The sequence below is a fragment of the Micromonospora sp. NPDC092111 genome (assembly GCF_044755745.1).
Taxonomy (GTDB): domain Bacteria; phylum Actinomycetota; class Actinomycetes; order Mycobacteriales; family Micromonosporaceae; genus Micromonospora.
Window position 1 is genome coordinate 189142 of sequence record NZ_JBIVRQ010000008.1, and the last position, 22449, is coordinate 211590.

Sequence of the window (22449 nt, forward strand, 5' to 3'; positions counted from 1 at the left end):
CCACCACGGCCCCGGGGACTGTCCGGGTCGGCGACGGGTAAGCGCGCTCACATGGAGTGCCGAGGGCGGATAGTCGTGATCTCGGCAGACGTCGGCGCGGGCCACGACACCGCCGCCGAGGAGCTGGCGCACCGCCTGCGGGAGCGCGGCTTCACGGTGGACCGGCTGAACCTGCTGGACGTCCTGCCGCGCCCGGTGCGCTGGGCGTTCCGCGAGGCGTACCGGGACATCCTGCGCTGGCTGCCCCGGGGCTACGACCTCCTGTTCGCCCTGACCGCCCGGTCCCGGTTGTCCGTTTCGGTGATCCGTGCCCTGCTCCGTCCCGTCCGGCGCCGCATGGGTCGGGCGATCCCGCCGGACACCCGTGCCGTGGTGACGACCTATCCGTTCGCCAACCAGCTCCTCGGACCGCTGCGCCGGCAGGGACGGCTGATCGTGCCGGTCATCAGCTACGTCACCGACTTCGTGGTCCACCCGACCTGGGTCAGTCCGGGGGTGGACCGGTACTGCGCGCTCCGGCACGCCGAGGTGCCACCGGTCGACGGCGCCGACGGGGTGGAGGTCACCGTCGTGCAGCCGCTGGTGTCGTCCGCCTTCGACGGATCGCGCCGGACCGACCGGCGGCAGGCCCGGCGGCGGTTCGGCCTGCCCGAGCGGGACCGGCTGGCCCTGGTCGTCGCGGGCGCGTGGGGCGCCGGGGACGTCGAGACCACGGTGGCCGAGGTGGGCGCGACCGGCTGGGCCCGACCGGTGGTGGTGTGCGGGCGCAACACCCTGCTCTACGACCGGCTGCGGCAGGACTGGGAGCACGTGTTCGGCTGGGTCGACGACATGCCGACGCTGATGCGCGCGGTGGACGTGGTGGTGGAGAACGCGGGCGGCCTGACCTGTCAGGAGGCGCTCTCCGCAGGGGTGCCGGTGGTGACCTACCGTCCTATTCCCGGGCACGGGCGGGCGAACGCCTCGATCCTCGCTCGGGCCGGCCTGACCCGGCGGGTGTCGTCGGCGGAGCAGTTGGGGCCGGCGCTGGTCGAGACGACCACGGGGCGACCCCGCTCCGCCACCGCACCGCACGGCCGGGTCGACGTGGCCGGGCTGGTCGCCGAGGTGGCCGCCGTACCGGGCGGCGCGGACGCGTACGACGGGCATCGCCGGCGGTCCCCGCTCGATGCCCTCGGGGACGCCGTGGCGGTGGTCGCGGCGCTGCTCCAGTCGTCCGGTGGTCGCCAGTGAGGCACCGCACGGCCGGCCGGCTGGTGACCGGGCTCGCCGCGCTCGGCGGCCTGCACCTGGCCCCGGCGGTCACCGCCCTGCCACCGCTGCGGGGACGGCTGCTCCACCGGCTCGACGGGGTGGGCCCGCCGGACCGGATCGCGCTGACCTTCGACGACGGTCCGGACCCGGAGTCCACCCCCCGGTTCCTGGAGGTGCTGGCCGCGCACCGGGTGCGGGCCACCTTCTTCCTGCTGGGCTCGATGCTGCTGCGCTCGCCCGCCCTCGGTCGACAGATCGTCGCCGCCGGTCACGAGGTCGCCCTGCACGGGTGGGAGCACCGCAACCTGCTGCTGCGCGGGCCGGTGGGCACCTGCCGGGACATCGCCGCCGGGCGGGCACTGGTCACCGCCGTCACCGGCCAGCCCCCCAGGTTCTTCCGCCCACCGTACGGGGTGTTGACCGGCGCGGCGCTGCTCACCACCCGACGGCTGGCCCTGCGGCCGGTGCTCTGGACGTGCTGGGGTCGGGACTGGACCCGCTCGGCCGACGCGGGATCGGTGCTCGCCCGGGTCCGCAGCGGACTCTCCGGCGGCGGCACGGTCCTGCTGCACGACTCCTCCTGCGCGGCGGCGCCCGGTGCGTGGCGGGCGGGACTTAACGCCCTGCCACACCTGCTCGACGAGTGCCGTCGGCGGGGCTGGACGGTGGGCCCGCTCGGTGAGCACCTGCGTGGGACGCGATGACCGTCTCGGTGGTGGCCGCCCTCGTCGCGGCCTTCTGCTTCGCCCTGTCCACCACGCTGCATCAGCGGGCCGCGAAACGGCAGCAGCAACGGCGGGCGTTGGACCCCCGCCTGCTGCTACGACTGCTCCGGACCCGGCTCTGGCAGCTCGGCTGGGCCCCGGACGTCGCCGGGGTGGCCGCCCAGACGCTGGCCCTGCGGCACGGCCCGCTCACCCTCGTCCAGCCGTTGTTGGCCAGCGGGCTGTTCATGGCCATCCTGATCGAGGCGGTCTGGAACCGGCAGCCGGTGCACCGACGGGACCTCGCCGCGACGCTCGTGGGCACCGCCGGGCTGGTCACCTTCCTGGCCGCCGCCGACCCACGGGCCGGCGTGACCGACCCGAGCACCCGCGCGTGGTGGTGGGTCGCCGCGGTGGCCGGCACGGCGGTGGTCGCCTGCCTGCTCGTCGCCCGGCCGGTCGGCGACGCGACCCGGGGCGCGCTGCTCGGCGTCGCCACCGGGATCCTCTACGGCGTGAGCGCCGCGCTGCTCAAGTCGGTGACCACACGGTTCACCGGCGACCTGGCCGCCCTGGCCCTCGACCCGCGCCTGTGGGCGCTGCTGGTGGTCGCCCTGCTCGGGGTGCAGTTGAACCAGAACGCCTTCCAACACGGGCGGATCGCCGCCCCGCTGGTCGCGTTGACCCTGACCGAGCCGGTCACCGGGGTCCTCGTCGGGGCGACCGCGTTCCGGGAGACCCTGACGCTGACCGGGATCCGGTTGCCCCTCGTCGTCGTCTCCGTCGTCGCCCTCGTGGTGGGTGTCTGGCTCGGCGCGGCCCGGGCCGGCACCGGCCGGGCGGCGGGCCGGCCACCGGCGGTCAGGGCCGGTCGAGGGCGCGTACCACGGCGGTCACCGCGCCGGTGACGATCCGTTCGTCCAGTGGCCGCATTACCGTGGTGACGACGACGGTGACCAGGTTGTGGCCCACCCGGACGAGGACGAGGACCGTCGCGCCGGTGATCCGGTTCCGGCCGCTACCGCTGGACAGCGCGTAGTCGACCCGCCAGGACTGCTCACCGAGCACCGGGGGCGGCCGGCCACCGACGGTGAACCGGACGGGAGGGCTGCCGGCGGTGAACCGTCGGCAGGCGGCGCGGGCCGCGTCGGCCGCGGCGAACACCGCGCCGGGCACCGGCTCGGCGTACGAGGTGACCGTGACGTCCAGCGTGGTGGAGACGATGCCGACCCGACCGGGTGGCGTACCGTACCGGGCCTCGGCCCTGGACCGGGCCCCCGGCCGAAGCACGTCAAGGTAGGTGTCGCGGGCCAGCGGGACGCAGGCGGCGGGCGCGATGCGGGCGTTCCCGCCGGGGGTGACCTGCTGGGACACCCAGGACGGCGGCAGCGCCGGCCGGACCGCCCGGACGGCGGCACGCGCCTCGGCCAGCGCCAGCCGCCGCCCTCCGGCGGGCAGTGCGCCGGGGGTCGTCGGGCCGCCGACGGGCGTGGGTCCGGGCGGGTCCACCGCCGACGGGGTCGCGGCGGGCGGAGTCGACCGGGTCGCGTCCGGCGGGCCGGCGACCGGGTGGGACGCCGTCGGCAGGGAGAGGTAGCTGCCGGACGCTCCGGGGCCGAGCACCAGCACGGTCAGCGCCACGGTGGCCAGCGCCACCGCCGGCAGCACCGCCCGGCCCGGCAGCGCCCATCGGCGGGGCCGGACCCGGCCGGGCGGGCGCAGCAGCAGGACCGGCACGCTGAGGGCGACCAGGTACAGCAGCCAGACCAACGGTCGGCCGACGGTCAGCCGGAACGCCAACGCGTCGGCGGACCGCCCGCCCACCGCCGCATCGAGGAACTGCACCAGGGCAGACCCGACGGTCGCGGCGACGGCGGCGAGCACCGCCCGGTCGAGCCGTCGCCGGCCCGGCCCGGCCGAGGTCACCAGCAGCACCACCCACCCGGCGAGCGCGGTGAGCAGCCACCGGGCCTGCGCGTCACGCACCGCCTCGTCGAGCGTGCCGGGCGGGGCGAGCCGGAGCTGCAGGGCCGCGCCACCACCGCAGACCAGCACGACGACCGCGACCACCCGCGCCCGCGTCGAGCGGACCACCCGACGCACGACGGCAGCGCCGACACCGGGCCGGGGTACGACGACCGGAAGGCGACGCAGCGCGAGCAGCACCGGCAGCCCGAGAGCCAGCAACAGCCAACCGGTACGGGGCAGGTCGTAGGCCAGCCAGATCCGTACCACGGCCGGGTCGGGCCACACCTGCGGCAGCCACGGCACCGGCCACAGCACCGCCACCGTGACGCCGAGCGCGGTCGCGTGACCGGCGGACCGCCAGCCGGGGCCGGGCGGGTTCGGGGACCGCTGCCCGTCGACCAGCGCCGTCGCGACGAGCACGCAGAGCCCGACCGCGCCCGCGCCGAGCGCCGCGGTGACCACGGCGAAGAGCAGGCCGGCACCCGGCCCGTGGCCGGGGAACAGGCCCGTCCCGCCGGGCAGCGGCAGCCAGGTGGTGCCGAAGGCGACCACGAACAGGCCGGCAGCGGTGCCGGTGACCAGCCGCCACCAGCCGGCCGTGCGGCCGGCCCGGCCGGCCGAATGGGCCCGCCGGAGCAGCGACGGCAGCAGCCCACCGACGAGCAGCCCGGCCCCGACCCCGACGGCGACCACCGCGGGCAGCCAACCCAGCGCCGGGTAGTGCCACTCCCGGACGAGGTCGTACGCGGCGACCATGGTCGCCGCCGTCACCGTGCCGACCGCCACCCCCTGCGTTAGGTCGCCGGTGTGCCGATGGGCCGGTTCCCGCAGCGAGCGGATCCGGGCCGGGGGTGACGGATGGCGGGCCAGCGGTCCACTCAGGGCGGCCCGTATCCGGTTGCCCACCGGGGCCGGCCCGGCCGTGCCGGACCGCAGCAACGCGGTCAACGCCTCGGCCTGGCCGGCCCGCGCCGCGTACCGGTCCGCTTCCCGCTCGCGGGCCCGCAGCAGGGCCGCCGCCAGCACCGCGACCAGCACCGCCAGCAGCAGGGCGCGCAGAAACGCGCCGGCGACGACCACCGCGTCCGGGCCGGGGCCGCCGACCTCCGACAGGCTGCCGACCTTCAGCAGGCCGCCGACGGCGACTGCGGGCACCGGCAGCCAGACCAGCCCGCGGACGACCCCCACCCGGACCACGTCCCGGGCCCGTACGTGGGCGAGTTCGTGCCGGACCACCGGGTCGAACCGGGCCGGATTCCGGTACGCCACGGCGACCCCCACCGGGAGCACGACGGTCGGCCGCCCGCCGACCACCCCGATGGTGAACGCCTGCCGGACCGGCGGACCGGCGATCAGCAGGCGCGGCCGGTCGCGGCCGGTGAGCCCGGCGGCGGCGCACAGCGCGGCGAACCGGTCGGCCGCCCCCGCGACGGTGTACCGGCCCCGGTGCCGGCGCAGCCGCCACCGGTCGACCGCGGGCGCCGACACCAGCAGCACCGCCGCGCAGACCAGCACCACCCCGACCGCACCGAGCAGGACCAGCCCACGCTCCCGGGCCGGCCCGGCCAGGCAGTCGGTGAACCCGGGCGGCACGGGGTTCGCCACGGTCGCCCCGTACGCCCGCTCGCAGGCGTCGAAGGCCAGCGCCCAGGGCACGCTCAGCGACCCGTCGGCGAGGAAGAACAGGTCGCCGGCGCCGACCCCGACCGCGACCAGCGATGCCGTCACCAGCAGGTACCACCAGCCCAGCCGGTCCGGTGCCCCGTCGCCGTCCGCCGGTGCCGTGGCCGGGTCGGCACCGCCGGCCGAGGGGACGTCGCCACCGGCCACACCGGACGGGGCCGGGTCGCCGGCCCCGGCCGGCGCGCTTCCACCGGCGGGGCGCGGACCGGCGTCGGTCCCGGGCCGACCGGCGCGGGCTGCCGCCGTGGGATCCGGCGGGCCGGTCACCGGTCGACCGGGGCGACCATCGCACCGACCGTCGCGTCGGCCAGCAGGTCGGCCGCCTCCGGGGGCAGCCCCAGCGCGAGCGCGTGCCGGCGGCACGCCTCGTGCAGCCTCGCCGCCTGCTCGTCGGTCAACTCCAGTGGGCCGGTCGACCGGGCCGGGCCGCCCGCCGGGGCGTGGCCGTCGGGCACGGCCTGCGCTGCCGGGGCCGCCTCGGCGGGGTCGGGCGCGGACGGGGCGGGCCCGGTCTGCGGTGACCCGGTGACCGCCGCCGGGTCGGCCGGGGTGCGCCCCGCCGAGCGGCGTCGCCGCCAGCCGGCGCGGATCCCCGACCCGAGTCCGGCCGCCCCGAGGACGAGCACCTCGGTGGTGGCGGCGGAGATCGCCTGAAGGAACAATTCACTGACCAGCGAGGCGTCGATGCCGAACCCGATGGCGCTGCCCGGAGCGCTCGGCCGGCGGGCCGGCGACACCCGCCAGTCGGCGGCGACCGCGTCGAACACCTCCAGCTCCTCGGGGGCGTACCGGGTCACCGCGTCGCGCGCGGCATCGACGACGAGGGCGGCGACGCGCTGCCGTGGATCGATCACCGCCCCATCTTGCCGCCATCGTGGCAACCGGGTGGACCCGTGGGTCAGCAATCGGTCACCCGGATCGCGTAGGTTCGGTGGATGGCGACCGTCCCGCAGGAGTCCGTGTCGATGCTGGCCATGCGTGGCGCAACGGTGCTCGCGGAGGTCACCGCGGCCGGCTGCACCCCGCGTACCCGCTTCCAGATCGCGTCGCTCAGCAAGCAGTTCACCGCCTCGGCGGTGCTGCTGTTGGCCCAGCGGGGCGCGCTCGAACTGGCCAACCCGATCGGGCGCTGGATCGGCGGCGGCCCGCCGTCCTGGTCCGCCATCACCCTGCACCACCTGCTGTCCCACACCTCGGGGCTGGGGCACTGGGAGGACCATCCGCTGGTCGACCCCGGCCGCCGGTACGACCCCGACGAGTTGGTGGCGATGTTCCACCGGGTGCCGCCGCTGTTCGCCCCCGGCACCGGCTGGCACTACAGCAGCCCCGGTTACGTGTTGCTGGCCCAGGTGGCGCAGCGCGCCGCCGACGGGCCGTACCACGAGGTGCTGGCCGACCTGGTCTGCACGCCGCTGGGGATGTCGGACACCTTCGCCGGCTCCCCCGGCGACCGCCACGACGTCGCCGACGGGCACGACAGCGCCGGCGGGCCGGTGCCGTCGTGGGAGCTCGACGTCACCAACATGGGCACCGGCGACGTCTGGTCCACCACCGGTGACCTGCTGACCTGGATCGACGGTCTGCGGTCGGGGCGGCTGCTGGACGCGCGCCACCTCGACCTGATGCTGACCGAGCAGGCACCCACCGGCGGGCGGCCGGAGGCCCGGGGATACGGCTACGGCTGGTTCGTCGGCCGCCGTGGCGGTCGGCGGTGGTTCCAGCACTCCGGCGACAACCCCGGCTTCCGCGCGTTCGACGCCTGCATTCCGGACGCGGACTGGCGGGTCGCCGTGCTGAGCAACTCCGCCGTGTTGTCGTCCGCCATGCTCGACGACCTGCTCGGCACCGTCCTGCCCGAGGCGGGCGGATCGGCCTGACGGCGAGGATGTACGCCGACGCGGGTGCAGAAGATCTACGGCGGCACCAACGAGAACATGAAGGAGTTGATCGCCCGTGCCCTCTGACCGCCATGGCCGAGCCGCCGCCGGTCCGGATCGCGCGACCCACCGGGCCGACGGCGGGCCGCCGCCGGCCGGAAGCGGCGGGCCGCTGGCCGGGGTGCGGGTGGTCGAGCTGGCCAGCCTGGCCCCGGCCCCGTTCGGGTGCATGGTGCTGGCCGACCTGGGGGCGGACGTGGTGCGGGTCGACCGGCCGGGCGGCCCCGGCGCGGGTCGGCTGGCCGCCCCGACGACCGGGCCGCTGCAACGCGGTCGCCGGGCCACCGCGCTGGACCTCAAGTCGCCCGACGGGGTGGCCGACCTGCTGCGCCTGGTGGAGCGGGCCGACGTGCTGGTCGAGGCGTACCGGCCGGGGGTGGCCGAGCGGCTCGGCGTCGGGCCGCAGACCTGCCGGGACCGCAACCCCCGGCTGGTGTACGCCCGGCTGACCGGTTGGGGCCAGGACGGCCCGCTGGCCGCCCGGGCGGGGCACGACATCGACTACATCGCGGTGGCCGGCGCGCTCGAACCACTCGGCCGGGCCGGTGAGCGTCCGCACGCCCCGATGAACCTGATCGGCGACTTCGCCGGCGGTGGGCTGCTACTCGCCACCGGTGTGCTGGCGGCGCTGCTGGAGCGGGAACGCTCCGGCGTCGGGCAGGTGGTCGACGCGGCGATGGTGGACGGTTCGGCGCTGCTCACCTCGTTCCTGCACGGACTGCTCGGCGCCGGCGGGTGGTCCGCGCCGCGCGGGCGCAACCTGCTCGACGGCGGCGCCCCGTTCTACGACACGTACCGCACGGCGGACGACGGGTTCCTGGCGGTGGGCGCGCTGGAGCCGGCCTTCTACGCCGCGCTGCTGACCGGGCTGGGCCTGGCCGACGACCCCGACCTGCCGGCCCAGTACGACCCGACCGGCTGGCCGGAGTTGCGCCGCCGGTTCGCCGCCCGGTTCGCCGAACGCGCCCGGGACGAGTGGACGGCGGTCTTCGCCGACCTGGACGCGTGCGTCGCGCCGGTGCTCGCCCCCACCGAGGCGCACCGGCACCCGCACAACGCCGCCCGGGGGACGTTCGTCGAGGTGGGCGGCGAGGTGCAGCCGGCACCGGCGCCCCGGTTCGGGCGGACCCCGACGGCGACGCCACGACCGGCCCCGGACCCCGGTGCGCCGCTGGACGTCTCGGCGATCGTCGACGGCTGGCCCGCCCGGCCGTGACACCGCCGGCCGGACCGGGCGGGGCGACCGGGGTCGGTGCCGTTCCCGACCTCGTGTCACCGGTGTCGAGCTTCCCCGCCGCCGAGGTGCGTCCGCACGCCAAGTCGCGGCCAAGTGGCGGCCAAGCAGCGGGCCGCCTACTGGGCGCATGAGGAAGTCAGCTCGCACCGTCGCGCCGGCCGCATGCGCCACGACGATGGTGCTACCCGCCCCCGCGCTGGCCGCGCCGGACCGTGGCCGCCCGGTGCCGGCCGGGCCCTACCGGACGCAGTCTGCGATCGACCACCCGCCCGGCTCGCCGGATCCCGGCCGGGTCCAGGACCTGCCTCCTGACACCCACGTACGGGTCGTCGTGGCGGTGCGCGGCGGCCCCGCCCGTCCCGCACCGACCGGCGGGCGGCGTACCCGGTGAGCGCGCGCCGCGGGCCCGCGCAGGACGGCCCCAACCTGGTCGGCTTCCAGGTCAACCACCGGGCGATGCGGTCGGACACCCGCCGGCTGGCCGAACTGCTGCGCGCGGTCGCCGACGGCGAACGCGGCTACGACCGGCGGCGGGCGGTGCCGCTCGGCCGCTACCTGCGGTCGCTGACCGCCGGGATCCACCACCATCACCAGGCCGAGGACGAGGTGCTCTGGCCGGTGCTGGCCCGACGGGCCGGTGCCGAGATCGACCTCCGGGAACTCAGCGACGACCACGCCGCCCTCGATCCGCTGCTGGCCCGGGTGGACGAGCTGACCGACCGGTTCGTCGCCGAGCCGGGCGACCGGACGGCGGCGGGACGGCTCGCCGCCGCGCTGACCCGGCTCCGCGACCAGCTCGACGAGCACATCGAGGAGGAGGAGCGGCTGCTCTTCCCGGTGATCCGCCGGTACGTCCCGACCGCCGACTGGCAGCGGGTGGAGCAGGCGGTACGGAAGGGTTCGGCGTTCCGCTTCGAGTTGCCGCGGATGGAGCGGCACGCCCGGCCGGAGGAGCTGGCCGAGCTGCACGCGCTGGCCGGCCCGGCGCTGCGGGTGATGCTGTTCCTGCTCCGGCCCGGGTTCCGGCGACGCGAGGCCCGCGTCTTCGGGTGACCGCCGACGGGTGACCGCCGACGGGTGACCGCCGGCCGGCGGTCACCCGTCCTCGCCCGCCAGCCACGGCACCGCGCCGACCCGCCGCGCCAGCCGCCGGCCGTCGGCCCGGTGCCGGTCCGCCGCCGCCGGGTCGTCGAGCAGCCCGGCCAGCGCGGCCAGGGTCTGGTCGACCGGCCCCAGCGACAACGCGCCGGTCTCCAGACCGGCGAAGCACCCCCGCCACGGCGACAGCTCGGCGTACCAGTGTCGGGCGGCGTCCCGGTCGCCGAGCCGGGCCGCGACCTGTCCGCGTACGCAGGCCCGGAACAGCCACAGGTGGTCGGGGCGCAGCGGCAGGTCCGGTCGCCAGACGGCCCGTGCCTGCGCCGGCTCACCCGCGTCCAGCAGGGCCAGGGCGAGCAGGTCGTGGAAGTCGCCGGGCCCCCGGGCGTGCGCCTGCCGCAGTTCGGGCACCGACTCGCCCGCCCCGCCCGTGGTCAACCGGACCACGAACCGGCCGAGCACCGCCGTCGCCCGCGCGTCGGGTCCACCCGCCGGTGCCATCCGCTGGGCGACCTCGTCGTAGCGGCGCAACGCCTGCGGGTGGTCCCCGGCGAACAGGGCGGTCAGCGCGTCGAACCCGGACAGCACGGCCAGCATCAGGCCGAGCTGTCCGGTGGTGGCCTGCTCCACGGCCTGGGTGACGTGCCGGCGGGCGTCGGCGAGGTCGGCCCGGTGCAGGGCGGCCTGGAACAGCATGTGGTGCGCCTGGGCCCGGTAGCCGGTCAGCCCGTGGGCGGTGGCCACCCGCAGCAGTTCGGCGCCGACCGTCGGCAGTTCGGCCCGCCGGCCGGGCGCCAGGGCCGGCAGGTAGCGGGCGTTGAGCGCCCGGCACAGCAGCTCAGGGTCCCCGATCTCCCGGGCCAGCCGCAGCGCCTCCCGGCTGGCCTCGTCGGCCCGGTCGTCGTCGGCGCCCGCCACCTCGGAGACCAGGGTGCACAGCAACCGGCAGCGGGACACCGGATCCGCCGGGCCGAGCTGGGTCAGCGCCTGCTCGACCGTGCCGACGAACTCCGCGTCGATGTCCCGATCCGGCCGGACGGTCCCGGCGACCGGGGCGTCCAGGCAGGTCAGTGCCCGGCGCAGGGCTGCCGGGTCGGCGGCCATGGCGGCCAGCGCGACCGCCTCGCCCCGGATCTGCCGGGCGGCGACGAGGTCGCCGGCGCGGGCGGTGGCCGCCGCCCGGGCACACCAGCCGGCCAGCCGGGTGGCCAGGGGCGTGTCGGGCAGCAGCGCGATCGCCCGGCTCGCCCCCGACCACAGCGCCGCCGCCTCCCGTGGCGCGTCCAGGTCGGCGGCCTGGCGGGCCGCGGCGGACGCGTAGCGCACCGCCCGCTCGGCGGTGGACGTGGTGAGCGCCGCGAGCGCGTGCCGGCCCAGGTCGGCCACCTCGCCGGGCCGGCGCCGCTCCAGCGCCTCCAGGGTGCGGTGGTGGGCGCGGGTCCGGCGCAGCAGCGGGATGTCCTCGTAGAGGGCGTCGCGCATCAGCGCGTGCGCGAACCTGACCTGCCCGGGGCGGGGTTCGACGAGCAGTCCGGCCAACAGCCCGGCCTCCAGCCCGTCGAGCACCGTCTCCTCCGGACCGCCGACGACCTCGATCAGCAGGTCGACGTCGACGTCCGGGCCGATCACCGAGGCGGTCCGCAGCGTCGTCCGGGCGGCGGCCGGCAGCCGCGCCAGCCGGCGGCGGAGCACGTGCCGCAGGCCGGCGGGCACTCCGGCGACGGCGGCCGACGGACCCTCCGCGGAGATCAGTCGGGCGGTCTCGGTGACGAAGAGCGGATTGCCGCCGGTGCGCTGCCAGACCGCCCGGACCAGGTCCGGGCCGACCTCCCCCGCGCCGTGCCGACGCAGCAGTTCGGCGACGTCGGCCTCGGGCAGGCCCGCCAGGGCCACGTCCTCGGAGTGCGCGCCGGCCAGCGCGGCACGGGCGGCGACGAGGTCGTCGTTCACCTCGTCCGGCCGGTAGCTGGCCACCACCAGCACCGGCCGGTCGGCCAGCGCGACGGCCAGGTGCCGCAGCACCTGGAGGGTCTCCCCGTCGGCGCGGTGCACGTCGTCGAGGAGCAGCAGCAGCGGCCCGGCGGCGGCCACCGTGGTGAGGTAGTCGCCGACCGCGCGGCGCAGGTGGAACTCGCCGCCGGGCAGGGGAGCCGGGGCGCCGCTCTCGCTGAGCAGCGGGGCGAGCCGGTGGGCCTGCTCGGGGGTGGGTTCGGTGCCGGTCCGCAGCGCCCGGAGCAGTTCGCCCCACGCCCAGGCCGGCGGCGCGCCGTCCAGTTCGGGACAGCGGCCGGTGGCCGTCCGCCAGCCGTCGGCGGTGAACTCCCCGGCCAGCAGCCGACCGAGGGTGGTCTTGCCCGCGCCGGCGTCACCCGACACCCAGGACACCTGGAACCCGGCGCGGACCGCGTGCGCGGCGACCCGACGCAGCCGGGCCATCTCGTCCGGGCGGGGCAGCGGGTCCCCGGACGCCGGGGTGGGCGCGACCGGCCCGGCGGGTCCCGGCGGGGCGGTGGGCCGGAGCGGACCGGCGGGGGCCGGCTGTTGCAGGGAGGGCGCCTGGTGCAGCAGATCCGTCTCCAGGGCCCGCAGGTCGGGGCTCGGATCGACGCCGAGCTGGTCGGCCAGCTCGGCGCGCAGCCGCCGGAGCACGCCCAGCGCGTCGGCCTGCCGACCCGACCGGTAGAGGGCCAGGGCCAGCAGGGCGACCGCCTGTTCCCGCAGCGGGTGTGCCCGGACGTGGCGCTCCAGCTCCGGGGCCACCTGCGCCGCCCGGCCCAGCGCCAACGCGGCCCGGGCCCGGTGTTCGACGGCGACCAGGCGGAGTTCGGCCAGCCGGCCCGCCTCGGCGGCGGCCCACGCCTCGTCGGCGAACTCCACGTACGCCGGGCCCCGCCAGCAGGCCAGCGCCGCGTCCAACCGGTGGTACGCCGGGTCGGGACCGGCGTCGAGCAGCGCGATCGCCGACCGGGTCAGCTCCTCGAACCGTCCCGCGTCGAGCTGGTCCGCCGGCAGGCGCAGCGTGTAGCCGGGGGCGGCGGTGACGATCACCTGCGCGGGTGTCCGGGGTGGCCGGTCGGGTTCGAGGGCGCGGCGCAGGTTGGACACGTACACCTGGAGCGCCGCCTGGGCGCGGGGCGGCGGGTCACCGGCCCACAGGTCCTCGATCAGCCGGTCCACCGGGACCACCTGGCCGATCGCGGTGGCCAGCCGGGCCAGCACCGCACGCTGCCGCAGGGGGCCCAGCTCCACCGGCCCGTCACCGATCCATGCCCGCACCGGACCGAGGACGTCGATCTTCAGCACGGACAGCAGCCTAGGCCAGGGGGGCGGACCGGGCAGACGGCTGGTCGACAGTTGGCCGTCCTCGACCGGTGGGCCCGGTGATCCGGGCGACAACGTCGGCGGGCCGGCCCGGGTCAGCGGCCGGTACGCCGTGCACGGCCGGCGCCGGTCAGCGACACGACCAGCAGGCCGGCGACGATCACCCCGACCCCCAGCAGCAGCGACCGGACGCCGCCGGACCCGCCCGGGGTGCCGGCGGCGGGGACGGCGCTCGGCGTCGGGTCGCCGCCGGTCGGTCCCGCCGTACCAGCCGGCGCCCGGGTGCCCGACGCGGCCGGGGCCGGGGCCGGCAGGGCGTAGCGCAGGATCGTCGGTCTGCTGCCCGGCGGCTGGTCCGCGGTCTCGGAGACGGTGAACAGGGCCCGACCGTCCCGGCGGTAGGCGACCGACTCGCCCTGTGGCTCGTCGGGCAGCGGCACGACCCGGGGCGTGCCGCCGGTGAGCGCGGCGACCACGTCGCCGTCGGGGACGTCGAACTCGAAGGCGTCGGCGTAGGTACGCAGCACCACCCGGCGGCCGTCCGGCGCGGTCGCACCGCCGGTGACCAGCCGCCGGCCGACGAAGGCGAACGGGTTGGCGGTCGTGGTGGCCGGTAGCCGCACCTGCCCCACCCGGGCCAGCGGCGTCGTCGTGCCCGGCCGCAGCGGCGCGGTCGGGGTGTACAGGCCGGCCGCGCCGCCCTGTTTGGTCACCACCACCGGGCGGCCCGCGCCGTCGAGCAGCAGCGCCTCGGCGTCGTGCGGGCCGTCGGGGTACGCCATCCGGTGCAGCACCGGCCGGCCGGCGCCCGGGGCGAGCTTCCACAGGGCGACCGTGTCTCGGGACCGGTCGTTGTCGCCGATGTCGGCCACCCAGAGGGTGCCGTCCACGCCGACCGCCAGGTCCTCGGTGTCGCGGGGCCGCGACGGGTAGGGCACGGTCCGCACCACCGCGCAGTCACCGTCGAGGAAGAAGATCCGGCGGCGGGACGCCTCGTCGGCGCTGTCGTTGACCACCACGAAACCGGCGTCGGTGGCCACCATTCCGGAGATCTCGGTCAGCCGGGGGTCGCGAATCTGGCACACCGGCACCGGGTCCGGCGACGACCGGCCCGCCACCGCGGTACCCGGCCAGAGGGCGACGGTGAGCACGGTCACCGCGACCGTCCACCGTGCCCGGCCCGCCACGCCGCCCGTCCGCGTCACCCGTCCTCCCCCGCCGCGCCGGTGCCCCTCGTCCCGCTGCGCCGTCAGGAGCCTGGCCGCTTCCGGCCCGCCACGTCAATGTCACGGCGGGCGGCGGGATGAGGCGTACGCCACCTGGTGGATGCGGCGCGCGGGTCGGTGCGACGCCGGTCCGATGGCTAGCCTGGGTCGGTGCCTCCACGCCTGCCCCACCCGGATCCCGGCACGCCGGACACGGCGGGGCCGCTGCGGTACATCTGGTGGCTGGTGCGCCGCCAGCCGTGGCGGGTGCTGCGCGGCAGTCTGCTCGGCACGGCGTGGATGGTCGGGCTCTCCGTCCGGCCCTACCTGATCGCCCGCGCCGTCGACGACGGGCTGCGCGCCGGCGACACCCGGGCGCTGCTGCTCTGGGTCGCCGCGGTGGTCGCCGCCGGGCTGGGCCTGGCGTGGCTGGGCATCATGCGCCACCGCACCATGACGTTCATCCGGGAGGACGCCAGTGCCCGCTCGGCGGCCGTCCTGCTGCGCCAACTCGCCCGGGTCGGCGCGGTCCTGCCGCGCCGGCTCGCCGCCGGTGACGTGGCCACGGTCGGCGGGTACGACATCGTGCGCACCTCGCAGGTGCTCACCCTGACCGGCCCCGGGGTGGGCGCCGTCGTCGCGTACGCGGTGGCCGCCGTGGTGCTCTGGTCGGTCGACCCGCTGCTCGCGCTCGTGGTGCTGCTGGGGGTGCCGGCGATCGCGCTGGTCGTCGGGCCGCTGCTGCGCCGGCTGGACCGGGCGGAGTCGGCCTACCGGCAGCAGCAGGGCGAGCTGACCACCCGGGCCGACGACATCGTCGCCGGCCTGCGGGTGCTGGCCGGGGTGGGTGGTCGCCACCTGTTCGCCCGCCGGTACGCCGTCCGGTCGCAGCGGCTGCGGGCCGAGGGCTACCGGGTGGGCGCGGTCGGAAGCTGGATCGACGCGTTGAGCACCACCATCCCCGGGCTCTTCCTGGCGGCCGTGGTCTGGCTCGCCGCCCGGATGGCGGCCGACGGCGGGATCACCATCGGTCAACTTGTCGCCGTCTACGGATACGTGGCGGTCCTCATCGTGCCGGTGTGGTTCCTGCTGGAGGGCAGCTACCAGCTCATCCAGGGCCGGGTCGCCGCCCGCCGGATCATCGGTCTGCTCCGGCTCGTCCCCGATCCGGTGGGCGGGGCGGTGACCAGCCCCGCGCCGGACGGCCCGGCCGAGCTGTCCGATCCCGACACCGGGCTGGTGGTGTCCCCCGGCCGGTTGATCGGCGTCGCCGCCGACGACCCGGCCGAGGCGGTGGCGCTGGCCGACCGGCTCGGCCGGTACGTCCCCGCCGGGGTGACCTGGGGCGGCGTGCCGGTCACCGACGTCCCGCTCGACGAGGTGCGGGCGCGGATCCTGGTCGCCGACCACGACGCGTACCTCTTCGCCGGGACGCTGCGGGAGGTCCTGCGCGGCCGGGGCCGGGCCGACGACGCCGACGTCGGCGCGGCGCTGCACACCGCGTCGGCCCGGGACGTCGCCGAGGCGTTGGCCGACGGGCTCGACACCCCGGTGGGTGCCCGGGGGCGTACCCTCTCCGGCGGTCAGCGGCAGCGGGTGCGGCTGGCCCGCGCCCTGCTCACCGAGCCGGAGGTGCTGATCCTGGTCGACCCGACGTCGGCGGTGGACGCGCACACCGAGGCGCGCGTGGCGCAACGGCTGCGGCAGGCCCGGGCCGGCCGGACCACGGTGCTGTTGACCACCTCGCCGGTGCTGCTCGGGGCCGCCGACACGGTCGCCCACCTGCGCGGCGGCCGGATCGCCGGAACCGGCACCCACGCCACGCTGCTGGCCGGGGACGCGGGCTACCGGGAGCTGGTGTCGCGTACCAGCGGCGCGGACGACGGGGCCGTCGACGCCCGGCAGGCGCTGCGGTGACGAGGCTTCCCGTCGCGGACCGGGCCGTGGTGCGCCGCGCCACCCTCGGCCTGCTCGCCGCGGACCGGCGCGCGGTGGTCGTCGTGCTGCTGCTGCACGCCGGCGCCGCGGTGGCCGGGCTGGCCGCGCCGTGGCTGCTCGGCCGGATCGTGGACGAGGTCTCCGCCGGGGCGGGCGCCGCCGCCGTGGACCGGCTGGCGCTCGCCATCGGCGGGTGTGTGCTGGCCCAGGGGCTGCTCGCCCGCTACGCGCAGTACGCCGGGCACCGGTTCGGCGAGCGGGCCGTCGCCCGGCTGCGCGAGGACTTCGTCGGCCGGCTGCTTCGGCTGCCGGTCTCCGTCGTCGAACGGGCCGGCACCGGTGACCTGGCCACCCGCAGCTCGGTGGACGTGTCCACGGTGGGCACCACGCTGCGCGACGTGGTGCCGGTGATCGTCATCGCGGTGACCCACCTGTGCCTGCTGTTCGGCGCGGTGTTCCTGCTGGACCCGCTGCTGGGCGTGGTGGCGCTGGCCGGGCTGCCGTCGATCTGCGCGGTGACCCGCTGGTACCTGCGCCGGGCCGGCCCCGCCTACCTCGCCGAGGGCGCCGCGACCGCAGAGCTGACCGAGGCGCTGACCACCACCGCGGAGGGAGCCCGCACCGTCGAGGCGCTCCGCCTCGGCCCCGACCGGGTGGCCGCCGGCACGGCACGGATCGGCGCGGTGTGGGCCGCCCGGCGGGGCACCCTCGCGTTGCGGTCCGTCTACTTCCCGGTGGTGGAGGGGAGCTACCCGGTGCCGGTCGCCGCCGTGCTGATCACCGGCGGGTTCCTCCTGTCCCGGGGGACGGCCACCCTGGGCGAGGTGGTCGCGGCGGCGCTCTACCTGCAACAGGCGATCGATCCGCTGGACCGGCTGTTGCAGTGGATGGAGCAGGCGCAGCGCGGCGTCGCCTCGTTCGCCCGGGTGCTCGGCGTGGGGCAGGTGCCGCCCGAGCCACGGGGCCGGGCCGTCACACCCCAGGGGCGACGGCTGGAGGTCCGCGGGGCGACCTTCTGTTACCCCGGCGGCCCGCAGGTGCTGCACGGCATCGACCTGACGGTCGAGCCCGGCGAACGGATCGCCGTCGTCGGCCCCTCCGGCGCGGGCAAGTCGACCCTGGCCCGGCTGCTCGCCGGGATCGACGCCCCACGGCAGGGGGTGGTGAGCCTCGGTGGCGTACCGGTCACCGACCTGGAGCCGGGCGAGCGTCGCCGACGGATCGCCCTCGTCACCCAGGAGCACCACGTCTTCATCGGGTCGCTGCGCGACAACCTGGCGTTCGCCGCACCGGACGCCAGCGACGCCCGGATGCGCGCCGCGCTGGCCGCGGTCGGCGCCGACTGGTACGCCGACCTGCCCGACGGCCTCGACACCCCGCTCGGCGACGGCGTGCGTGACCTCGGTGCCGCCGACGCCCAGCAGGTGGCGCTGGCCCGGCTGGTGCTCGCCGACCCGGACACGCTCATCCTCGACGAGGCGACCGCCGCCCTCGACCCGACCACCGCCCGGCGCACCGAACGGTCGCTCGCGGCGGTGCTCGCCGGACGGACCGTCATCGCCATCGCGCACCGGCTCAACACCGCCCACGACGCCGATCGGGTGGCGGTGCTGGAGGACGGCCGGATCACCGAGATCGGCCGGCACGACGACCTGGTCGCGGCCGGCGGCGGGTACGCCTCCCTCTGGCGGTCCTGGCACGACGGTGACCCGCCGCGTCCCTGATCCGCCGTCCGGTCGCCCTCCCCACCCCGGTGCCGGGCGACGGCCCCCGCCCTGCCGGCCCCGGGAGGGCGACCGCTCAGCCGGCCCGGAGAAGGCGACCGCCCTGCCGGCCCGGGGAGGGCGACCGCTCAGCCGGCGGCGGGGGCGGCGGCCTCCCGCAGCCGGCCGTCGGACAGCCGCAGCCAGCGGTCGACCCCGATGTCGGCGAGGAACCGTTCGTCGTGGCTGACCACCACGAACGCGCCCCGGTAGGCGTCCAGGGCGCTGACGAGTTGGCCGACGCTGACCAGGTCCAGGTTGTTGGTCGGCTCGTCGAGCAGCAGCAGTTGCGGCGCGGGTTCGGCGAACAGCACGCAGGCCAGGGTGGCGCGCAGCCGTTCGCCACCGGAGAGCGCACCGGCCGGCAGGTGGGCGCGGGCGCCCCGGAAGAGGAACCGGGCGAGCAGGTTCATCCGCTGTTCGGGCGTCCGCCCGGGGGCGAACGCGGCCAGGTTCTCCGCCACGGTCCGGTCGAGGTCGAGCAGGTCGAGCCGCTGGGACAGGTACGCGATGCGCCCGCCGTGCCGCCGTACCCCGCCGCCGTCGCCGGTCAGGTCCCCGTGCAGCAGCCGCAGCAGGGTGGACTTGCCGGCGCCGTTGGGACCGGTCAACGCGATCCGCTCGGGTCCCCGGATGGTCAGGTCGACACCGTCGCCGGCGAACAGGGGGCGTCCGCCGTGGCGTACCTGTAGCCGGTCACCGTCGATCACCGTCCGGCCGGCCGGGACGGTGGTGTCGGGCAGTTCCAGGACGATCCGCTGGTCGTCGCGCAGCGCCTGGCTGGCCTCGTCGAGGCGGCCCCGGGCCCGGTCCACCCGCGCGGCGTGGGTCTCGTCGGCCCGACCCGCCGACTCCTGGGCGCTGCGCTTCAGCCCGCCGGCGACGATCCGCGCCAGGCCCGCGTCGGACAGGTTGCGCGCGGCGGTGCCGGCCCGGCGCTGGGCGCGTTCGCGGGCCTGCTGCATCTCCCGCCGCTCCCGTTTCACCTCCTGCTCCGCGTGCCGGACGGTGCGTTCGGCGGCCTCCCGTTCGGCGCGCACCGCCGCCTCGTACGCGGTGTGGTTGCCGCCGTAGCTGCGGGCCTCGCCCCGGTCGAGGGCCACGATGCGGTCCATCCGGTCCAGCAGCGCCCGGTCGTGGCTGACCAGCAGCAGGCAGCCGCCCCAGCCGTCGACCACCGCGTGGATCCGGCGTCGGGCGTCGCCGTCGAGGTTGTTCGTCGGCTCGTCGAGCAGCAGCACGTCGGGCCGCTTGAGCAGTTGCGCGGCCAGGCCCAGGGTGACCACCTGGCCGCCGCTGAGGGTGGCCAGGCGCCGGTCGAGGGTCACCTCGCCGAGGCCGAGCCGGTCCAGTTCGGCCCGGGTGCGCTCCTCGATGTCCCAGTCGGTGCCGATGGTGGCGAAGTGTTCCTCACGCGCGTCGCCGGCCTCGATGGCGTGCAGGGCGGCGACGACCGGGGCGATCTCCAGGACGTCGGCGACGGTCAGGTCGCCCGCGAGGGGCAGGCTCTGCGGCAGGTAGCCGAGCACCCCGTCGACGGTGACCGTCCCGCCGGACGGGGTCAGCTCCGCGGCGATGAGCTTGAGCAGGGTGGTCTTGCCGGCCCCGTTGGGTGCCACCAACCCGGTGCGGCCACCGGGGACGGTGAGGGACAGGTCGGCGAAGACCGGGGTGTCGTCGGGCCAGGAGAACGACAGGTGCGCGCAGACGACGCAGGCGTCGGACATGGTGGGAGTCCTCGGGGAAGGCGCGGACGCGATGACCGCCCGCGAGACGATCGGGGGACGACGAGTGGCCGGGCCGGCGCTGAGGCGCGGGCCGCCGGCCGGGCATGTCCGGTGTCACCCGGAGATGTCGTCGTCACCTGCCATGTCGGTCTCCCCGATCGAGGGATCTTCCCGCCGCCGATGCTACCAGCCTGGCAGCGACGCCCGGGACCGGTCGCCGCCCCGCCACCGGTGGTCGCGGTGGCGGGGCGGCGGCCGGTGGTGGTCAGCCGACGGTGCCGGTGACGGTGCTGCCCGACTTGGTGATCCGGTAGGTCACGATCTCCCCGCTCCAGAAGTGGAACCGGAGGGTGACCGGCTTGGCGTCGGTGACCTCGGCAAAGAAGTCCGAGGTCAGGGTGATGACGTTGGTGCTGTAGTTCGGCGTGAAGGTGCGGTCGAACTCCTTGTACGAGGTCCAGTTCTGCGGGCCGGCGTTGGTGCCGTCGGCGTAGGTGGCCTCCATGGTGGCGAGCTGGTCGCCCCGGAACTGGGTGGGGATGGCGAAGGAACTGGTCGTCCCGGTGGCGTTGGTCTGGACCGGCCGGTCGTAGGTGAGCACGTTGATCCGCCACGGCACGCCCTGGGAGAACCGGGCGGACAGCGTCGCGTTGACCCCGTAGGCCCGACTGCCGGTCAGCCGGGTCAGCGCGGACGCGGTGAGCGTGAGCTGGGAGCCGCTGACCGTGTAGTCGGTGCCCTGGACCAGGTCGGTGCTGCCCTGCCGCAACCCCTGGAAGGTGGTGCCGTTGAGGTTCAGCGTGATCGTCTTGGCGCTGATCGCGCTGGCCTTGGCGTTGAACACCAGGTCCGTCGAGGCGGTGCCGGAGCGGGTGGTCCAGCTCGACTTGAGCTGCCCGATCAGCTCCGGGTCGCTCCACTGGAAGCTGGTCCGGCCGAGGTGCTGGCCGTTGTCCCAGAGCATCGTGGTGATCTTCTTGGTCCGCGCGTAGTAGCCGAAGTACTCGAAGAACTTCAGCTTCTCGCCCTGCTCGATGGTGCCGGTGCTGCGGTCGAAGCCGAGCAGGCCGTACTCGCCGATGATGACCGGGATGCCCCGGGCGACGAAGGCGTTGTACACCCGGTCGACGGAGTCGGTGAGGTCCTTCTGCGCGGTCGCGTCGAAGTGGGTGCCGCCGGCGATGTTCACGCTGAACGGCCAGTAGCCGTAGTAGTGCACGGTGGCGATCAGGTTGCGGTCGTTGAGCGTGTTGAAGGTGGCCACCAGTTCGTCGACCCGGGGCTGGTCGGCGGAGGTGTGCAGGGTGGGCAGCACCAGCAGGCGGGTGGCGTTGTTGCCGCCGGAGGCCCGCACGATCCGGTGGAAGGACGTGTTGAGCTCGTTGAGCAGCGTGGCGTTCTGGGCGTCGCCGGAGCTGCCGGTGAACTGCGGCTCGTTGACGCTCTCGAAGACCAGCTTCGTCGAGGAGCTGCGGAAGGTGCCGGAGAGCTGGGTCCAGATCGCGTTGTACTTGGCCAGCACGTTGGTGCGGTCGGTCGGCATCGTGTTGATCCACTGCCACGAGTCGTGGTGGATGTTGATCATCACGTAGAACCCGTCGGCGAGCGCCCAGTCGACGACCTCCTTGACCCGGTTCAGGTAGGCGGTCTCGATGGCGTAGCTGGGCGCGCCGCCCAGGTGCGCGCTCCAGGTCACCGGGATGCGGATGCTCTTGAAGCCCTGCGCCCGCACGTTGTCCAGCAGCGCCTCGGTGATGCGCGGGTTGCCCCAGGCGGTCTCGTCGGCGCCGACCGCGTCGAGGGAGTTGCCCAGGTTCCAGCCGGGCTGCATCGCCGCGACCGCCGCCATCGCGTCACCGGCCGGCGGCGGCGTGGTGGGCGGCGGGGTGGTGGGGGGCGGCGTGGTCGCCGGTGGCGTGCTGGGCGGCGGCCCGGTGGTGGGCGTGGTGCCGCCGGTGCAGGCGACCCCGTTGAGGGTGAACGCCGTCGGCGCGGGGTTGGTGCCCGACCAGGAGCCGTTGAAGCCGAACGACGCGGTCGCGTTGGTGGCGATCGCGGCGTTGTAGCCGGCGTCGGCGGCGGTCACCTGGTCGCCCGAGGAGGTGACGGTGGCGCTCCACGCCTGGGTCACCCGCTGCCCGGCGGGGAACGTCCAGACCAGCCGCCAGCCGTTGATCGGGTCACCGAGGTTGGTGACGGAGACGTTCGCGGTGAAGCCGCCCTGCCACTGGCTGGCGGTCGCGTACGTCACCTTGCAGCCGGCCGCCGCCTGGGCGGTGCCGGCGACGGTCATGCCGAGGCCGATCACCAGCAGGGTGGTGGCGGTCGCGGCCAGGCTGAGCCGCCAGCGTGTTCTTCGTAGGGTGCCTCGCAGACCGGTCATGACGCTCCTCGCCGGGAAGATGGTGCCACTGGTGGTGGTACCGCGCGGGGCATCGCCGGGGGCGGTGCCCGACGCTCGGGTCACCGGCAGATTAAGTTTGGTATCTAAACTTTGTCAATCGGTGTACGCCAATGTGTAGCCCGTCGGCCCGCCATGCCGGACCGCCGGGAACGGAGCCGCCCACGCGTCACCCGCTTCGCGCCCGTCGGCGGCAGCCCGGGGGTGGCCGCC

Annotated in this window: 15 protein-coding genes; 9 read left to right on the forward strand and 6 right to left on the reverse strand. The window is 76.3% G+C overall.

What is annotated here, in order from left to right:
• Positions 1 to 51 precede the first annotated feature (51 nt).
• From ACIQG9_RS18270 to ACIQG9_RS18280, 3 genes are read left to right on the forward strand one after another with little or no spacing between them, the layout of a single operon-like run.
• Positions 52 to 1233 (forward strand): glycosyltransferase, encoded by a 1182-nt coding sequence (locus tag ACIQG9_RS18270; protein ID WP_400403616.1) that lies wholly within the window; start codon positions 52 to 54, stop codon positions 1231 to 1233.
• Positions 1230 to 1958, forward strand: coding sequence for a polysaccharide deacetylase family protein (locus ACIQG9_RS18275; protein ID WP_400403618.1), 729 nt, complete (start codon positions 1230 to 1232; stop codon positions 1956 to 1958). Before ACIQG9_RS18270 ends, ACIQG9_RS18275 begins: the two co-directional genes overlap by 4 nt.
• Positions 1955 to 2866, forward strand: a complete 912-nt coding sequence (locus tag ACIQG9_RS18280; protein ID WP_400403620.1) for a DMT family transporter — start codon at positions 1955 to 1957, stop codon at positions 2864 to 2866. Before ACIQG9_RS18275 ends, ACIQG9_RS18280 begins: the two co-directional genes overlap by 4 nt.
• Here ACIQG9_RS18280 and ACIQG9_RS18285 read toward each other — a convergent pair.
• Together ACIQG9_RS18285 and ACIQG9_RS18290 are read right to left on the reverse strand one after the other, a co-directional pair.
• The gene (locus ACIQG9_RS18285; RefSeq protein ID WP_400403623.1) at positions 2820 to 5876 is read right to left on the reverse strand and encodes a M48 family metalloprotease; all 3057 of its coding nucleotides are present in this window, start codon (positions 5874 to 5876) and stop codon (positions 2820 to 2822) included. The genes ACIQG9_RS18280 and ACIQG9_RS18285 overlap by 47 nt on opposite strands.
• Positions 5873 to 6463, reverse strand: coding sequence for a hypothetical protein (locus ACIQG9_RS18290; RefSeq protein ID WP_400403626.1), 591 nt, complete (start codon positions 6461 to 6463; stop codon positions 5873 to 5875). Before ACIQG9_RS18290 ends, ACIQG9_RS18285 begins: the two co-directional genes overlap by 4 nt.
• An 81-nt stretch (positions 6464 to 6544) precedes the next feature.
• Between ACIQG9_RS18290 and ACIQG9_RS18295 the strand changes: the two genes are divergently transcribed.
• The 4 genes from ACIQG9_RS18295 (at position 6545) to ACIQG9_RS18310 (ending at position 9836) form a co-directional block, all read left to right on the forward strand.
• On the forward strand, positions 6545 to 7486 hold the full coding sequence (locus ACIQG9_RS18295; protein ID WP_400403629.1) for a serine hydrolase domain-containing protein: 942 nt from the start codon (positions 6545 to 6547) through the stop codon (positions 7484 to 7486).
• A gap of 181 nt (positions 7487 to 7667) precedes the next feature.
• Complete coding sequence (locus tag ACIQG9_RS18300; protein ID WP_400403821.1) at positions 7668 to 8762, forward strand: CaiB/BaiF CoA transferase family protein; 1095 nt, start codon at positions 7668 to 7670, stop codon at positions 8760 to 8762.
• A gap of 148 nt (positions 8763 to 8910) precedes the next feature.
• Positions 8911 to 9174 carry a hypothetical protein gene (locus tag ACIQG9_RS18305; protein ID WP_400403632.1) on the forward strand — a complete coding sequence of 88 codons (264 nt, stop codon included), beginning with the start codon at positions 8911 to 8913 and terminating at the stop codon, positions 9172 to 9174.
• On the forward strand, positions 9171 to 9836 hold the full coding sequence (locus tag ACIQG9_RS18310) for a hemerythrin domain-containing protein (protein ID WP_400403634.1): 666 nt from the start codon (positions 9171 to 9173) through the stop codon (positions 9834 to 9836). The genes ACIQG9_RS18305 and ACIQG9_RS18310 overlap by 4 nt, the downstream gene beginning before the upstream one ends.
• Positions 9837 to 9878: 42 nt before the next feature.
• Here ACIQG9_RS18310 and ACIQG9_RS18315 read toward each other — a convergent pair whose 3' ends face one another.
• Together ACIQG9_RS18315 and ACIQG9_RS18320 are read right to left on the reverse strand one after the other, a co-directional pair.
• On the reverse strand, positions 9879 to 13184 hold the full coding sequence (locus ACIQG9_RS18315; RefSeq protein ID WP_400403636.1) for a BTAD domain-containing putative transcriptional regulator: 3306 nt from the start codon (positions 13182 to 13184) through the stop codon (positions 9879 to 9881).
• A gap of 113 nt (positions 13185 to 13297) precedes the next feature.
• Positions 13298 to 14407 carry a hypothetical protein gene (locus tag ACIQG9_RS18320; RefSeq protein WP_400403639.1) on the reverse strand — a complete coding sequence of 370 codons (1110 nt, stop codon included), beginning with the start codon at positions 14405 to 14407 and terminating at the stop codon, positions 13298 to 13300.
• Between the two features lie 171 nt (positions 14408 to 14578).
• On the opposite strand from ACIQG9_RS18320, the gene ACIQG9_RS18325 reads away from it, so the two are divergent.
• Together ACIQG9_RS18325 and ACIQG9_RS18330 are read left to right on the forward strand one after the other, a co-directional pair.
• Positions 14579 to 16324: an ABC transporter ATP-binding protein gene (locus tag ACIQG9_RS18325; RefSeq protein ID WP_400403642.1), complete on the forward strand. Its 1746-nt coding sequence runs from the start codon at positions 14579 to 14581 to the stop codon at positions 16322 to 16324.
• Positions 16321 to 18069 carry an ABC transporter ATP-binding protein gene (locus ACIQG9_RS18330; protein WP_400403644.1) on the forward strand — a complete coding sequence of 583 codons (1749 nt, stop codon included), beginning with the start codon at positions 16321 to 16323 and terminating at the stop codon, positions 18067 to 18069. The genes ACIQG9_RS18325 and ACIQG9_RS18330 overlap by 4 nt, the downstream gene beginning before the upstream one ends.
• 128 nt (positions 18070 to 18197) lie before the next feature.
• Here the strand turns inward: ACIQG9_RS18330 and ACIQG9_RS18335 are convergent, their stop codons facing one another.
• On the reverse strand, positions 18198 to 19835 hold the full coding sequence (locus tag ACIQG9_RS18335) for an ABC-F family ATP-binding cassette domain-containing protein (RefSeq protein WP_400403647.1): 1638 nt from the start codon (positions 19833 to 19835) through the stop codon (positions 18198 to 18200).
• 265 nt (positions 19836 to 20100) lie between these two features.
• Positions 20101 to 22218 carry a cellulase family glycosylhydrolase gene (locus ACIQG9_RS18340; protein WP_400403651.1) on the reverse strand — a complete coding sequence of 706 codons (2118 nt, stop codon included), beginning with the start codon at positions 22216 to 22218 and terminating at the stop codon, positions 20101 to 20103.
• Between the last annotated feature and the right edge of the window lie 231 nt (positions 22219 to 22449).